Source organism: Thiomicrorhabdus xiamenensis (assembly GCF_013282625.1).
In the GTDB taxonomy this organism is placed as follows: Bacteria; Pseudomonadota; Gammaproteobacteria; order Thiomicrospirales; family Thiomicrospiraceae; genus Thiomicrorhabdus; species Thiomicrorhabdus xiamenensis.
Genome location: NZ_CP054020.1, coordinates 220110 through 236111, shown reverse-complemented (window position 1 = coordinate 236111; position 16002 = coordinate 220110). Strand labels below are relative to the sequence as shown.

Below are 16002 nucleotides of genomic sequence, written 5' to 3'. Positions count from 1 at the left end.
ACCTCAGGAAGTGGTAACGAGAAAGGTCTCGCAAAAAAAATCGGATTAAATAATTCTAAAAAGATGACCTGAATCACCCGGGCATTTAAATAGTGGTTACCGAGCGTTGCGAACGCTTGCATTTGCAAACCCAAGCTATACACTGAAACCAAGCACTAGATGCGGTATCTCCGGCGCCTAAACAACAAGTTGGCCGAAGCTTTCCGTACAGATTCCCACTCTGCCCGCAAGGCATGGACTCAGGTAACTTTAATGTCTGAAGCGTCGCTTGCTACGATTCTGATTATCGAAGATGATCAAGTCACGAGAATGACCCTTTCCAAGGTTCTTTCCCGTTCCGGCTACCGCATTATCGAAACGAAAAATGGCCGTGAAGGTTTAAGCGCCTACATGGAACACCACCCGGATCTGGTTCTGATGGATGTCATGATGCCGCGTCTGGACGGTTTTGCCACCACGCGCGCCATCCGTGAATATGAGCAGGAACGGGCCATTCCGATCTTAATGCTGACCTCTTTGGACGATATCGAATCAATTGACGGCGCTTTCGAGGCCGGTGCAACGGATTTCATCACCAAACCGATCAACTGGGGGATATTTGTCCAAAGGGTCAAATATGCCCTGCGTACGGCAACCATCGAAGCGAAACTGCGCAATCAGCAAGCACAACTCAATTTTGCCCAGAAATTGGCCAAACTCGGCTACTGGGAATGGGATGCGCTTCTGGACAGAGTAACCGGTTCAGCCTCCGCCTTTGCCCTCTTTGACGTTCCGGCCAAGGGAAAAATCACTCTGGAGCAGTTTCTCAACCATGTCAAACCGCAGGATAAATCGCTGATTAATCAGGCCTTAAGCGATTTGACGCTTGGGCACAGCGCCATTCAAGTCAGCTTCCGGATTGTTTCGCACGACGGATCGATCCGGCATGTCGAATTCCTTGGCCAGGGCGAGTTTTCCGCCGACGGACATCTGATCAGAATCAACGGTTCCGCTCAGGATATCAGCCGCCTGCACCGCGCCGAAACCCAGATCGAATACCAGAACAACCACGACAGTTTAACCGGACTGCCCAACCGGCATCACGCGACCCGGACACTGAAATGCTATCTTGAAGAGAGCCGGCAAAAAAATTGCGCCGTCATTCTGTTCGATATCGACCGCTTCAAACACCTGAACGGCCATCTTGGCCAAGAGTACGGCGACCAACTGCTCATTTCTCTGGCGCAGCGCCTTAAACGCATTATCCGCGAAGAGGACTATGTCGCACGCCTTGGTAATGACGAGTTCTGCATTCTGATTTCTAATCTGCAGAATCTCAATGAACTCAACCATCTGATCAACCGTTTGGAGAAGAACCTTAATAGCCCGTTTGTCATCGACACTCAGGAAGTCTTTTTAAGTTTCAGTACCGGAATTGCTTCCTATCCGGAAGACGGACAAAGTGCGGAAGAGTTAATGAACAACGCCAACGTCGCCCGTGCGAATGCCAAAAACCTCGGTGGGAACCAGTACCTTTTCTATCAGAACCATATGAACGAGTCGGTTAAAGAGGCGATCCAGCTGGAAAACGACTTGCGTAATGCGCTGAAAAACCGCGAAATCGAAGTCTATTACCAGCCACAGGTTGATGCCCAGACCTTGAAACCCTGTGGCTCCGAAGCTCTGGTTCGCTGGCATCACCCGAAAATGGGATTAATCTCGCCGGCGGTTTTCGTCCCATTGGCGGAAACGATCGGTTTGATCAACGAGATTGGCGATTATGTCATGCGTCAAGCCATTATGCAGACTTGCGAATGGTATCAGCAGGGCTATTCGTTGCGCATCGGGATCAACCTTTCCAGCCGGCAGTTTACACATAACGATCTGATGCGTACGATGCAAAGCATTCTCAGCGAGACCAAACTGCCAAGCCATCTGATTGATCTGGAAATCACCGAAAGTCTGGCGATGAATGATGCCAATCACACCAAGCATCAGCTCAACGGGCTTAAAGCGATGGGCGTCTCAATCTCGATCGACGACTTCGGTACCGGCTACTCGTCGCTGGCTTATCTGCAGAGTTTTCCGATCGACACCATAAAAATCGATCGCTCGTTCGTCATGAATCTGGACAGCAACGCGGGCCGGGCAATAGCCAAAGCCATTATCGCCATGGGCCACGCACTGGATCTGGAAGTGATTGCGGAAGGCATTGAAAACGACGAGCAAGTCACGCAACTCCGATCCAAGGGTTGCCACGTATTTCAGGGATTCAAATTCGGAAAGCCGATGCCGGCCGACGATTTTTTCAAATGGCTGCAATCGCACCAATAGCCGTTACTTATTCGTTTTAGGGGAAACGTTATGTCTGTAGATGAAGCGAATTTACATATGTTAAAAGAGGTTATCGGTGATGACCTCAAAGAGATTATCGACGCCTTTCTGACCACCAGCCCGGAAATTCTCGGGCAGGTTAAGCTGTCGATTGAAATCAAGGACGCGGCTGGCGTGCAACTGCACAGCCATACGCTCAAAGGCAGTTCCGCCAATATCGGCGCGACCAAGCTGCCGGCGCTGTGTGCCGAACTTGAAAGCAAAGCCAAGGAAGGTGTCGTCACCGACGATTTCAACCGGATGTATCAGCAGATTGAAACGGAAATGCAAAACGTATTCCGGCATTTGAAGCAATTTTTGCAGAGTTTTTAAGTCATTTGCGGCACAATACCTCTCTACAATTTTTGAACTGCAATATGAGAAGTGAAGCATGCACTATCAAGTAACCGATCAAGAAAAACACTCCGCAAAGATTCCGCATCACATCTTTAATATCAACGTGATTATTACCCACCTGGCAATCTCGCAGGTGGCTCTGGAAATCGGCGGCGGCAGTCCGCTTCCGTTTCTGCTGGTGCCGATTATTTCCGGACTGGTGATTTTTTACTTGTTTAAACGCAGTCAGCAAGCGCTTTCACAGGGCGACAGCTGGTTTGTCGCCGCCAACTGGACGCTGGCCTGGCGTCGTGGTCGCAATTTGCTGATCTCTTACGCCGTAGCCACACTGGTTATCGGCATCGGGGTGGTACTCGGCAATCTTGTCGGCGGCGGCCTGATGATGAACGATTTCTCGGCAGAAGGCAGCTCGACCTCGATCGTCGAAAAGATCAGTCTGTTCTTCGGTGCGATTGTGGTCTTCTTTACCGTGTTATATAACTTCCTGCAGACTGGTATCTCCGTCTACGACGCCGGCAAGGGCATTATCGATCCGAAGATCGAGAAGTTTGCACCGCGCGGTGAAAATGCCAACGAAGAGCTGGGCGAAGGATCGGATGAAATCCATCATCCAGGCGCCAAACAAATGAACGAAAACAATACCGAAGAGAAACAGTAATGAGCGACATGAAACAGAAACGTCCTCTACCGATGTTCTGGCTGGTCTTCGGAGCTTCAATCATTATCTTCGCTCTGATGCTGGTACTCCAGCCGGAACGGGAAGCGATCGACGATCAACGTCTTCCATGGAATGCACATTTCGATTCTCAGGGGAAATTGCATACACTTGGACTTATCGTCGGCGAATCAAATGTCAATGACGCCATCGCACTGTATGGCAAAGATGTCGAAATCAAACTGTTTTCCGAAATCGACGAAAGCAGTAAATCGGTCGAAGCCTATTTTCCGGTTATCTATATCGGTTCAATCAAAGCCGCGCTAGCCCTCAAAATCAATGCCTCCAAGGAAGTCATGCAGCAGGCTTTCGATAACGGCAAAAAAATCATTATGAGTAGCTCCGGCGGGCGCGAAGTTGAACTGTATAACGCCGATAAATTGAAATTCATGACGCTGCCGGTTTCCAGCATCACTTTGCTGCCGCGTAAAAACCTGACCGAAAGAGCAATTCAAATGCGCTTCGGCGACCCGGATCGCCGTGAAATCCAGTCGGATGGACTGGAACATCTTTTCTTCGATAAACTTGGCTTGGAGATGATTCTCGATCCAGAAGGCCCTGAAGCTTTGCAATATACGGACGTCGCCGCGCGCTAAAGCTTCCAACCCTCTTCGACATCCCCTACAATCGTCTCCATAGCAAGCAACTTATTAACAGGATGAAACTATGGAGACCTGCCCTTTCTGCCAAATTGACGGCTATCTGCAAAACGCCAGCTGTTATGCTCGATTCGATATCTATCCGGTGACCGAAGGGCATACCTTGATTATTCCTAAACGTCATGCCGAAACCTGGTTCGATATGACGCGCAGCGAGCAGATTGATGCACTGGAACTGGTTGAGCAGGCCAAAACCTATCTGCTTGAGCGCTACCAGCCGGACGGTTTCAATATCGGTGTCAACTGCGGCGAAGTGGCCGGGCAAAGCGTTCCTCATGCCCACATCCACCTTATCCCTCGCTATAGCGGAGATACCGACGATCCTAAAGGCGGAGTGCGCGGCGTTATTCCCGAAAAACAGAAATACTAAGGCCTGCCAGCTAATTCGGCTTTAAGGGCCCATGAGAGCCTCCCAGAAAGGAAAATGCATGCACATCAATAACAAAGACATTCATTTGATCCTCGGATCAGGCGGAGCCAGAGGGTTGGCCCACATCGGCGTCATCCATTACCTGCAGAATCAGGGATTTAATATCACTCAGATTACCGGTTGTTCGATGGGGGCTTTGATTGGCGGAATCTATGCGGCCGGCAAACTGGACGAGTACGAGAAATGGGTAACCCGCATCAACCGTTTGGATGTACTGCGGTTTCTCGATTTGACTCTGGAGAGCCGTAAGGGGTTTGTGAAAGGCGATAAAATCATGGAGAAGCTGCGTGACTGGGTCGGTGATCTGAAAATCGAGTCGATGCCCATCCCTTTCAGCGCCGTCTCGACCGACATCCTTGGCCAGAAAGAGGTCTGGATTAACCGCGGCGATCTGGTTGACGCCATTCGCGCATCCATCTCGGTTCCGGGGGTTTTCACGCCGCTGGTCAAGAATAATATGGTATTGGTGGATGGAGGTATCCTCAATCCTCTGCCGATCCCGCCGCAATCCGTTGAAAACAACCAGATTACAGTTGCCGTCAGTCTGTCCGGACGCGCGATCAAGGAACCTTTCGGCAAAGCACCGAGACCGGATAAAGAAGAAAAACAAGAGTCGCCGTCAAATTCCGCTATCAGCCAGTTTCTGCAGAATTTACAGGAACTTTTTCATTTGGAGAAGGAGACGGATAGCGACAAAAGAGATCCGACCGATCTATCGCTAACCGATATTATGATGGGCATGTTCAATACCATGCAGGATACCCTGACACGCTATCAAATTGCCGGAACGCCACCGGATATCCTGATCGAAATTCCGGTCAACATCTGTGAATCACACGACTTTCACCGGGGCAACGAGCTGATTCCTGCTGGGAAGTATTGGGCTGAAAAGGCGATCAAGGAACAGATCGATTTTATTTAGGCACTAAGAGCTGCGGCTTACTTATCCGCAGGCGTACCCTTGCTCTGTTCCGTTTCTGTTCCCTGTTCCGCAGGAGAAGCTTCACTCTCATCCCCCTTCTCCTGCTTAGCAGTCGGTTGAAAGTCGTCGTCATCCATCAGGATTCGGTTCGCTTGGCCGTCCATATCGTCAAAATAGCCTTTTTTGGCCATCCAGATAAAGACCACCACAACCAGAAAACCGAAGAACAACATCATCGGAATTAAGCCGTAAATTACATCCACTTTAAGCTCCTATCACTTCGACCTTTTTTCTGGCCGTTTTCTGTCTCTGACGCATCGCCTTGTCACCGAAAAAGCTGCGGATTCTGGCGGCATTTCCAATAACCACCAAACTGCTCAAAGGCATCGTAATCGCTGCGATCAGCGGTGTCAGGGCACCACTCATCGCCAAAGGCACCATAATCAGGTTATAGGTGATGGAACTGGCAATGTTTTGTTTAATGGTTTTCAGGGTACGGTCAGAAAGTGCGACCGCGGTTTCGACGGCCAGCAAATGATTGTTCATCAAGACGATATCGGCACTTTCCATTGATACATCGGTACCGGAGCCAAGAGCAATCCCGACGTCGGCGCGGACCAGTGCCGGAGCATCGTTAATTCCATCACCGACCATTGCAACCCGCTGTCCCTGCCGCTGAAGTTTTTGAATCTGGGCATTCTTATCTTCAGGCAGAACTTCGGCAATCACATTCAGACCGCCAAGCTGTTCAGCAACCCGTTCGGCAACCACGTTCAGGTCACCGCTCAGCAAAGTCACTTCCTTACCGCGCGCTTTCAGTAACTGAATCAGCTCAGCGGCATCTTCGCGAATTTCATCTTCCAGATAGAAAACCGCCTGCACAACATCATCGCATGCAATCCATACCGCCGTCTGCGCCATCTCTGCATGTCTTCTGGTTCTATCAAGCAAGCTTAACGGCAGTTCAATTGACAGCTCTTCAAGCCATCTGGCCGTCCCTATATGCCATTTGACACCGTCGATGCAGCCATAGACCCCTTTTCCTGAGATCGTCTTGAATTCATCCACTTGCGGCAATTCCCGGGCGGGTAGATTCTGCTGCACACAGATCGATTCAAACAGCGCTTTACCAAGACTGTGTTCGGAGCGGTTCTCAATCGCGGCCACGGCATGATAGACCGTTTTCTGTTTAATCGAATCATCGAGCCACTCGGTAGCTGTCAGCTTCATCTTACCTTTGGTAAGCGTTCCGGTTTTATCGAATACAAAGTGATCCATATCCCGCAAAGTCTCAAGCACGGTTCCGTTTTTAATCAAAATACCGTGGCGGGCGGAGACACCCGAAGCAACCGCAATCGCCATAGGCGTCGCCAGCCCGAAGGCGCATGGACAGGTAATAATCAGTACTGCTGTGGCGGTCATGATCGCAAACTCGATTTCGGCGTTGAACAGCCAATAGACGAAACTGAACACCGCCAGACTTAAAGTCACGGTGACAAACCACGGCATAATCTTATCGGCAGTGCATTGAATCGGCGCTTTCGAACCCTGCGCCTCTTCAACCATATGCACGATTCGTCCGAGTTGGGTATTCTGCAATATCGATTCCACTTCTACCGTTAAGGTGCCATCAATATTCAGAGTCCCCGCAGCCACTTTGCTGCCGTGTCGCTTGCTGATTTCACGCGACTCACCGCTGAGCATGGATTCATTGACCAGACTTTCGCCGCTAACCACCAGGCCGTCGGCCGGAAACTGCTCGCCTGGCTTGACCAGTATCTGCATACCGCGTGTCAAAGTACGCACCGGAACAATCTGTTCTTCGCCGTCGTCCAGCTTACGCGCCACTTTCGGCTGCAATTCCATCAGACGCCTTGAGGCGTCAACCGCTTTGTTTTTCGAAATCGCTTCAAGGTAGCGACCAATCAGCAGCAGGAACATGAAATCGATCAACGTATCGAAATACACTTCACCGACATTTTCCGGATGCATGGTTACCCAGCAGGAGTACAGATAGGTCGTCATCATCCCGAGGCTAATGGAGACATCCATTCCGACCGTACGCCCTTTAAGCGCGGTATAAGCCCCTTTGAAGAACGGCTGACCGGAATAAGCCAGCGTCACTGTCGCGATCACAAGCTCGAGCCAATGGAAATAATTGCGATACTCCAGATCTTCGCTGGCGCCGGTATAAAGCGCAACCGAAAACCACATCACATTCATCATGGCAAAACCGGCAAAACCCAGGCGGTACAGAAGATCGCGGTTGGCTTTACGGTAAGCCGCTTCGCTGGCCGAAGCGTCATAAGGCGTGGCGTCATAGCCAATACTGTTCAGCTTTTTGATAATGTCGGAAAGTTTGATCTGAGAGTTGTCCCAACGCAGCTTAATCTGCTTGTTGGTAAAGTTGACGCGGGCCATCATAATCCCGTCCACATTGGCCAGAGTATGCTCAATCAGCCAGACGCAGGCGGCGCAGTGAATTGCTTCGGACATCAGGGTGATTTCCCGACGCTCGCCAAGATTATCGACATACTGTTCCTGTACTTCGTCGTAATCGTAGAAGTCGATATCTTTGTTAGGCGCCGGCGGCGGGGACAAAAGCTCACCGTCCGGAGTGCGTTGGTAAAAACTCTGCATACCGGATTCGTAAATCACTTCGCACACCGAAGCACATCCGTGACAGCAGAATTCCCGCTCTTCGTTTTCGATCGGTTTGAGAATCAGGTCACCTTCCGGAATCGCCTGTCCGCAGTGAAAGCAGCTTTGCGCCATAGATACTTACTCTTTATTCCGGATCCTGAACCATAATGGAGCGCCCGACATTAAAGGTATTTTCACCCTTTTTGACCTCCATAATCACATCCCACTTTCCTTTAAGAGGAAGACTGAACTCAACCTGATAAACGCCGGTCTCTGTGGTCGCCGACAAAGGCGCTTCGCCATCCAGGTTACGGTCGGAAGGACGATAGTAGTACAGAATCGCACTGTCGACATCCATCGGCTTATTCTCGTTATCAAGCACGTTCAGAGTCACCGTTTGCGATTTGGCTTCGGAAAGGATCGGCAGATCAATATTCAATTGCCAACCCAACTTTTCCATACGCTTCTGTTCGGCAAGGATTTTATCCATATTCTTGCCCTGCTCGTAAAAGTCGTCCACAACCAGACCTGGATTGGTCACAATCGCCATACTGACCATAAAGAAGTTAACCGCTAATACAATCGTCAGAATCACCAGCCAGGCAATGACGAACGGATTCTTCCATACATTGCTCCAGTCACGCTGGTCTTTTTTGGCTTCTGGCATGGTCATCTCCTAAATTTCAATCAAATAAGCCCCAAAGAAAAAAAGCCCTCTACCTTAAAAAGGTAAAGGGCTTATTATAACGGTGTTTCTCAAAGCAATCCTGACAAAAAGCCTTGAAAGCTATTGAAACTTAACGGGGTTTTGGACCGATGAAAACACTGTTGTAAGTGGTTTTGATCTGCGGGTTATTAACGTCTTCGACCATGATATCGATCGGCGTATTCGCCTCGGTCAAATCACGGCGTGGAATACGTACCAGCAGCGTCGCCGAACCAACTGTTCCCGGCTGCACGCTCAATACTGCAGGACTGACGTCATATTCCATATTCTGGAATTCGGAGCCGATGGTAATTTTGGCCTGCATCACTTCGGCGCCTTTATTGACGACTTTAAGCGTCCACTTGTTCTGAATCGAGCCGTTACTCATCTGAACAAACAGAGGCGAGCGTTCGTGCAACGCTTTGACGTCAATCGGCGACATAGTGGCCAAACCGTACAGGATCGCACCAGCGGCAAACGTCATAATCGCGGAATAGACGATTACACGCGGACGTTTCCAGATAGCCGGCAACTTCTTGCCGGTAAACTCTTGCAAGGATGCATAGCGAATCAGCCCACGCGGCTTTTTGATCTTATCCATGACCGAATCACAGGCGTCGATACACAGACCGCAGGTAATACAGCCGAACTGCTGCCCCAAACGAATATCAACACCGGTCGGGCAGACCGCAACACACAGGTTACAATCGATACAGTCACCTAAATCAGGGGCTTCTTCACCCGGTTTGACACGGCGCATACGCCCACGAGGCTCACCACGATCCTGGTCATAAGTCGGCACGACAGTTTGCGTATCGATCATGGCACCCTGAATACGTGCATAAGGGCAAAAACCGATACAGGTTTGCTCACGCAGAAAGCCGGCAAAAAAATAGGTCGACAATCCAAGAACGACGACGATGGTCGTCTCGACACTACCCCATTCAAAAGCAAACAGACGTGCCCAAAGGTCAATCGCATCGGTAAAATAAGCAACAAAACTGAAAGAAGTTGCGAAACCGATCAATAGCCAGATAAGGTGCTTCGGAATCTTAACCTTGAGCTTTTCCAGGCTCATCGGCGCTTGATCCAGCTTTTGACGCTTGTTCGGCTGGCCTTCAAATTTCTCTTCCAGCCAGGTAAAGACATCCGTCCAAACCGTATGGAAACAGAAATACCCGCACCAGAGACGCCCGGCAACAGCCGTTGAAGCCGCTAGCAGTAACGCAAAAAAGAGCAGAATCATGGCCAGAATCCAAATATCCTGAGGCAGAATGGTCAGGCCGAAAAAGTGAAACTGGCGATTCGCCAGATCCCACAGAATAGCCTGATGTCCATCCCAGCGCAGGTAAGGACCAACAAACAGAATCAACCAGAATGAGGCCAGAATCCATTTTATCTTACGGAAAGTTCCCGGAATGCGTTTCGCGTGCACAGTCCCTTCCGTATGCACCGGCAACAATTCTACCCCGATGTTTTCCAGATTTTTATTACTGGTTTCGACACCACCCAGTACCGAGTGATCGGTACCGCTTTTAGTGGCCGTCTCTGACTGCTTTTCTGACATAGCTTTTCCTTGCTAATACTGCTAAATATTCAAGTAGATCATGATTTTAACGAATCAAAATTATCTCAAAACTGATTATCTTTATCTTGGAATATAAGCATTTTTTGATTTGAGATAGGAATAAAAAAGCCGGGTTCCCCCGGCTTTTAAGGATGTATAAATCAAGAATCAAGATTAATTAATCTTTATCTTCATCCTTTTCCATGCCTTCCATACCGCGAGCGGCTTTCCAGGCAAAACCAATTAATGCAACAATTGAAAGTACCAAGGCGCCGATAGAACCCCAAAGTACCCAGTCATTATTTAAATCACCCATGATGAACTCCTTTGTCACTAAAGTAGAGCTTAAGAAAGCAAAAAGGAGAGCCAGAACTCTCCTTTCTTACAGATCGCCTTATTGACCACCACCTAGCTGGTGGATATAAACCGCAAGACGTTTAACGTTAACATCCGCGTTTGGAAGACGCTCTTTGAAAGCCGGCATAATCGCTTGACGAGTACCTTCGATGTATTCGCCGTTTTTCTTAACATTTACACCGTTAGCGATTACGTTACGGATCGCATCGCGATCAGAGCTGAAACGCCATACCTGGTCAGTCAGGTTAGCTGCACCGGCTGGAGCCAAAGGCTTACCAGCAGGACCGTGACACGCAAGACACATACCTTTCGCATATACCGCTTTACCGGCTGCAAATTGAGGGTCGCTACCCTTACCTTCGGAAAGCGCGATAACATAATCGGTTACGTTATCGATCTCTTCGTCAGACAGGTTACCCATCATGCCGCGAGCAGGCATGTTACCGATACGACCGTTTTTAATCGACGCTTCGATTTGCGCTACCTGACCACCCCATAGCCAATCATCATCAGCCAAAACAGGGAAGTTAGGGTTACCCGCACCACCGGCACCGTGACAAGCCGCACAGTAATCACCGAAAAGTACTTTTGAAGTTGCTACCGCGTACTGACGCAGTTCATCATCTTTAAGGATATCGGCAACAGACATCGCAGCCAGCTGCTCTTCCTTATCGGCGAATTTAGCAACACGCCAGTCTTTCAGTACTTTGAAGTCTTCGTTGTACTCTTCGATGGCAGTCCATCCTGCCATACCTTTAGTGAACTCACCTGTTTTATCGGTCAAAGGAATAACCGGATAATACAAGGTGTAGAAGATAATCATGATGAAACCGGCATAGAAAGACAGCATCCACCACAGCGGCGGTGGGTTATCTAACTCACGCAGGTCCTCATCCCAAATGTGACCAGTATTGCCTTCGTCTGGCCAAGGGTTATGATTTGCCATTTTTTATTCTCCTCAGAATGATTCAATCATCTTCAAGGATTTTGTGTTTTTGCTCCTCCAGCTCTTTACGCTTGGATGGGCGCAGAGCCAGAGCAAAGGTAATCAACATACCGATAAACACTAAAACCGTGATGATCAGTCCAGCCCAGTCTTGGGTAGTCAATGCTGACCAGTCTGTGCTGAAGTAATGTTCCATACGACTCATTATTGACGGTAAACTTTACTGTCGTCCAGCTTAACCATCGTTCCCAACACCTGCAGGTACGCAACCATCGCATCCATCTCGGTATAACCTTCGATCGCTTTGTTCGCGTTTTCAATTTCCCAGTCAGAGTACGGAACCCCTAGAGTACGCATAACTTCCAGACGTTTCTTCATATCACGTTCCGTGCCGAAGAAATCTTCAGAAACCATACGATCCGCAAGCCATGGATAGGCAGGCATAACTGATTCAGGAACTAGATCCTGTGGACGCAACAAGTGCATTACGTGCCATTCATCAGAGTATTTACCACCTAGACGGGCCAGATCAGGACCAGTACGCTTTGAACCCCATTGCATAGGGTGATCGTACATAGATTCTGTCGCCAGAGAGAAGTGACCGTAACGTTCGCGCTCATCACGGAACGGACGAATCATTTGAGAGTGACAAATATAACAACCTTCACGAAGATAAAGATCGCGACCGGCTAGCTCAAGCGGCGTGTAAGGACGTACACCGTCGCCTGCTTTCCAATCTGCCAACATCGGCTTACCGTTCTTATCGAACTTGTATAGCGCCTTGTCAGCTACGATTTTACCGTTCTCATCTTCGGTAAAGGTACGTTCCCAAACTAGTTCAGGGAACTTTTCATTTTTCGCGTTACCGTATTTATCGGTCTGTTCTGTGTAATCTACAGCAGATTTAAGATAGAACAGAGGTACGATTTCAACAATACCCGCAATTGATACTGCCAGTGCAGTCGCCAGGAATAGGGCGAAAATATTACGCTCTAGACCATCCTGGATATTTTTTGGTTTGTCGTCATGATTTGACATGAGTTTGTGCTCCTCAACTCATTGATTCCAATCAGGGCGTCGGCCGAACCGACGCACAGGATGCCTAATAATTATGCAGTTGCTTCAACTGGCTTGGACGCACGAGCGTTAGCCATACGGATAGTCATTACTACGTTATAAAGCATGACCGCCGCACCGGTGAAGAACAATAGACCACCGAAAGCACGCATTGCATAGTATGGGTGCATAGCTGCAACCGATTCCGCAAAGGTGTAAGCCAAAGTACCGTACTCGTCATAAGCACGCCACATTAGACCCTGCATGATACCGGATACCCACATCGCAACGATGTAGAACACCGTACCGATTGTTGCCAACCAGAAGTGGAAGTTGATCAACTGCATAGAGTACATCTCGGTTTTCCATAGCTTCATTACCATGTGGTATAGAGCACCGATCGATACCATCGCAACCCAACCCAGAGCACCAGAGTGAACGTGGCCAACCGTCCAGTCAGTGTAGTGAGATAGCGCGTTAACCGTCTTAGCCGCCATTACAGGGCCTTCGAAAGTCGACATCGCGTAGAACGCCAAAGAGATAATCAAGAAGCGCAGAATATAGTCTGTACGCAGACGGTCCCAGGCACCTGACAGAGTCAGCATACCGTTAAGCGCACCACCCCATGAAGGAATGATCATCGCTAGTGAGATTACCGCACCAAGAGAACCCGTCCAGTCTGGAAGCGCCGTGTATTGCAAGTGGTGAGCACCCAACCATACATAACCGAACATCAGAGCCCAGAAGTGGATAACTGACAGACGGTACGAGTAGATAGGACGCTGCGCCTGCTTAGGCACGAAGTAATACATGATCGCAAGGAAACCGGCAGTCAGGAAGAAACCTACCGCATTGTGACCCCACCACCACTGAATCATCGCATCTTGAACACCGGCAAACATTGAGTAAGAACGGAACAACGAAACAGGAATTGCCAGACCATTTACAACGTAAAGGTAAGTGATCGCAATCATCATACCTAGGAAGAACCAGTTCGAAACGTATACGTGAGAGTGCGTCTCTTTGTTACGTGACGCGATGGTCATTACGAAGTTGAAAGTGTACATGGTCCAGACAACAGCGATCGCAATTGCCAGAGGCCACTCTTGCTCGTGGTACTCTTTACCGGTTGTCATCCCAAGAGAGATGGTAACAACCGTCGCCAGAAGACCGATTGTGAAAAGAATTGCAGTCCACCAGGCCATAGAGTTACTCCATAGCTTGACACCGTTGGTGCGCTGAACTGTATAGAATGCGGTAGCCATCAAGGTCATACCACCAAATGCAAAGATAACCGTGTTCGTATGCATTACACGCAAACGAGCAAAAGTGATTTCTGCGATGTCAAAGTTTAACGCTGGCCACGCAAGCTGTGATGCTGCAAAGGTACCCAAGAAAGTACCCAACACCAAAAAGACTATTGCGCCAACCGTTAAATACTTGACTACGCCATTATCGTATTGTGGCTTAGCTGTAGTATCCATTAGTCGGATTCCCCTAAATAAGTCAAAGTTTTGCCTAAATCAAACTACCTGTACCTTAAAAAAGGCACAGACTCCCCGTAGCTCGGAATTATAACGTTCAAAGAGCGCCTGTTACCAGTTTAAGACTATTGAAAATTAACCCGTATCAATTGCAATCCAAGCAATTCAAACAAAATCAACTATATTTCAATAACTTATAGAAAATTTGATTTAGACACCTCCAAAAAACCTCCGAATTATCCCAAACCCCGCCCTTTATTGCCCATTCAAAATATTTTATAAGTGCATATTAAAAAATTCTAATAAACCCTACACACGCGGAAAAAACCAACAACACCAGGTGTTCAAAAACCGATCTGATGGCATCTGACCTGGATTCAACCAAGCAAACCTATCAGAAATTTCATCACCCCAAACAACGCCCGAAAAATACCATTACAAAATAAAGGGTTTTACCTAAAAAACGACATGCCGGCTTAAAAAATTGCCCTATCAACAGCGTATTTATTAAATTTCAAGGTTTTGCGGTATCATATGGTGTTTTGATATTTTCAGGAAAAGAAGCGCATGCGAACGGCAACCATAAAGCGAGACACTTTAGAAACCCAAATCGAAATCAGCGTAAACCTGGACGGGCAAGGTGAAGCCAAATTAGATACTGGTGTACCTTTTTTCGAGCATATGCTTGATCAGATCGCCCGCCACGGCATGATCGACATAGACATCAAAGCCAACGGCGACTTGCATATCGATGATCACCATACGGTTGAAGACGTAGGCATCACCCTTGGTCAGGCCATCGCCAAAGCCGTGGGCGATAAAAAAGGCATCACCCGCTACGGTCACGCTTATGTCCCGCTGGATGAAGCGCTTTCCCGCGTGGTAATTGACCTGTCCGGCCGCCCGGGCTTGGAGTTCCACTGCGATTTCACCCGTGAACAGATCGGTACCTTTGAAACCCAGTTGGTCATGGAATTCTTTCAGGGCTTTGTCAACCACTGCGGCGCTTCTCTGCATATCGACAATATCCGCGGCATTAACGCACACCACCAGGCGGAAACCATTTTCAAAGCCTTCGGTCGTGCACTGCGCATGGCACTGAGTGCGGATGAACGCATGGCCGGGAAAATGCCGTCAACCAAAGGAAGTCTTTAATGGATCAAAAGTTAGTTGCCGTGGTCGATTACGGCATGGGAAACTTGCGCTCGGTGTCGAAAGCCGCCGAGCATATGGCCGACGCTCGCACTAAAATCGTTGTCACCCAGGATCCTCAAGTTATTGCAGATGCCGACTCGGTAATTTTCCCGGGACAAGGTGCCGCCAAGGCCTGTATGCAAGCTCTGACCGATACCGGCATGGTCGAACCAGTCAAACAAGCCGCTCAGGAAAAGCCTTTTCTGGGAATCTGCATGGGCTTGCAGGTTCTAATGTCACACAGCGCTGAAAACAATGGCGTTGATTGTCTGGATATCATTAAAGGCGACGTTACACAGTTTGATTTAAGCGGTCACCCTGAATTAAAAATGCCGCATATGGGCTGGAATCAGATTCACCAGACTCAAGACCACCCTCTGTGGCATGCCATCCCTCAGGACAGTCGTTTCTATTTTGTACATAGCTTCTATGTTTCTCCTGAAGACAAAAGCACCATTATTGGTGAAACAACGCATGGACAGACCTTTCCGTCGGTATTGAGTGCGCACAATATCTTTGCCATCCAGGCCCACCCGGAAAAAAGCGCCGAGCACGGTCTGCAACTGTTTAAAAATTTCCTTGAGTGGGATGGGCACTAAAAAGCCACCGTCACC

17 protein-coding genes are annotated in these 16002 nt (G+C 48.8%); 8 read left to right on the top strand and 9 right to left on the bottom strand.

Annotated elements, in window-relative coordinates; genetic code table 11:
* Positions 1-252: 252 nt before the first annotated feature.
* The 6 genes from HQN79_RS01075 (at position 253) to HQN79_RS01050 (ending at position 5435) form a co-directional block, all read left to right on the top strand.
* Positions 253-2313 carry an EAL domain-containing response regulator gene (locus HQN79_RS01075; RefSeq protein ID WP_173283862.1) on the top strand — a complete coding sequence of 687 codons (2061 nt, stop codon included), beginning with the start codon at positions 253-255 and terminating at the stop codon, positions 2311-2313.
* 30 nt (positions 2314-2343) lie between these two features.
* On the top strand, positions 2344-2685 hold the full coding sequence (locus HQN79_RS01070; protein ID WP_173283861.1) for an Hpt domain-containing protein: 342 nt from the start codon (positions 2344-2346) through the stop codon (positions 2683-2685).
* Positions 2686-2743: 58 nt separating this feature from the next.
* Positions 2744-3367 carry a hypothetical protein gene (locus tag HQN79_RS01065; RefSeq protein ID WP_173283860.1) on the top strand — a complete coding sequence of 208 codons (624 nt, stop codon included), beginning with the start codon at positions 2744-2746 and terminating at the stop codon, positions 3365-3367.
* Positions 3367-4020, top strand: a complete 654-nt coding sequence (locus HQN79_RS01060) for a hypothetical protein (RefSeq protein WP_173283859.1) — start codon at positions 3367-3369, stop codon at positions 4018-4020. The genes HQN79_RS01065 and HQN79_RS01060 overlap by 1 nt, the downstream gene beginning before the upstream one ends.
* A gap of 70 nt (positions 4021-4090) precedes the next feature.
* Positions 4091-4453 (top strand): HIT family protein, encoded by a 363-nt coding sequence (locus HQN79_RS01055; protein WP_173283858.1) that lies wholly within the window; start codon positions 4091-4093, stop codon positions 4451-4453.
* Between the two features lie 58 nt (positions 4454-4511).
* Positions 4512-5435: a patatin-like phospholipase family protein gene (locus HQN79_RS01050; protein ID WP_173283857.1), complete on the top strand. Its 924-nt coding sequence runs from the start codon at positions 4512-4514 to the stop codon at positions 5433-5435.
* 17 nt (positions 5436-5452) lie between these two features.
* Here the strand turns inward: HQN79_RS01050 and ccoS are convergent, their stop codons facing one another.
* The 9 genes from ccoS to ccoN form a co-directional block, all read right to left on the bottom strand.
* Positions 5453-5698 carry a cbb3-type cytochrome oxidase assembly protein CcoS gene (gene ccoS / locus HQN79_RS01045; protein ID WP_173283856.1) on the bottom strand — a complete coding sequence of 82 codons (246 nt, stop codon included), beginning with the start codon at positions 5696-5698 and terminating at the stop codon, positions 5453-5455.
* 1 nt (position 5699) lies between these two features.
* Complete coding sequence (locus HQN79_RS01040; protein WP_173283855.1) at positions 5700-8210, bottom strand: heavy metal translocating P-type ATPase; 2511 nt, start codon at positions 8208-8210, stop codon at positions 5700-5702.
* A gap of 13 nt (positions 8211-8223) precedes the next feature.
* On the bottom strand, positions 8224-8745 hold the full coding sequence (locus tag HQN79_RS01035; protein ID WP_173283854.1) for a FixH family protein: 522 nt from the start codon (positions 8743-8745) through the stop codon (positions 8224-8226).
* Positions 8746-8875: 130 nt separating this feature from the next.
* Positions 8876-10351: a cytochrome c oxidase accessory protein CcoG gene (gene ccoG, locus HQN79_RS01030; protein ID WP_173283853.1), complete on the bottom strand. Its 1476-nt coding sequence runs from the start codon at positions 10349-10351 to the stop codon at positions 8876-8878.
* A 178-nt stretch (positions 10352-10529) separates the two neighbouring features.
* Positions 10530-10667 (bottom strand): hypothetical protein, encoded by a 138-nt coding sequence (locus tag HQN79_RS01025; protein ID WP_173283852.1) that lies wholly within the window; start codon positions 10665-10667, stop codon positions 10530-10532.
* Positions 10668-10745: 78 nt separating this feature from the next.
* Positions 10746-11654 carry a cytochrome-c oxidase, cbb3-type subunit III gene (gene ccoP, locus HQN79_RS01020; protein WP_173283851.1) on the bottom strand — a complete coding sequence of 303 codons (909 nt, stop codon included), beginning with the start codon at positions 11652-11654 and terminating at the stop codon, positions 10746-10748.
* A gap of 22 nt (positions 11655-11676) precedes the next feature.
* Complete coding sequence (locus tag HQN79_RS01015) at positions 11677-11859, bottom strand: cbb3-type cytochrome c oxidase subunit 3 (RefSeq protein WP_238843392.1); 183 nt, start codon at positions 11857-11859, stop codon at positions 11677-11679.
* A complete protein-coding gene (gene ccoO, locus HQN79_RS01010; protein WP_173283850.1) occupies positions 11859-12692 on the bottom strand; it encodes a cytochrome-c oxidase, cbb3-type subunit II in 834 nt (277 codons plus the stop codon). Before ccoO ends, HQN79_RS01015 begins: the two co-directional genes overlap by 1 nt.
* 71 nt (positions 12693-12763) lie before the next feature.
* Complete coding sequence (gene ccoN / locus HQN79_RS01005; RefSeq protein WP_173283849.1) at positions 12764-14194, bottom strand: cytochrome-c oxidase, cbb3-type subunit I; 1431 nt, start codon at positions 14192-14194, stop codon at positions 12764-12766.
* A 567-nt stretch (positions 14195-14761) separates the two neighbouring features.
* Between ccoN and hisB the strand changes: the two genes are divergently transcribed.
* Both hisB and hisH read left to right on the top strand, forming a co-directional pair.
* A complete protein-coding gene (hisB, locus tag HQN79_RS01000) occupies positions 14762-15349 on the top strand; it encodes an imidazoleglycerol-phosphate dehydratase HisB (RefSeq protein ID WP_173283848.1) in 588 nt (195 codons plus the stop codon).
* Positions 15349-15987 (top strand): imidazole glycerol phosphate synthase subunit HisH, encoded by a 639-nt coding sequence (hisH, locus tag HQN79_RS00995; protein WP_173283847.1) that lies wholly within the window; start codon positions 15349-15351, stop codon positions 15985-15987. The genes hisB and hisH overlap by 1 nt, the downstream gene beginning before the upstream one ends.
* Positions 15988-16002: the final 15 nt, after the last annotated feature.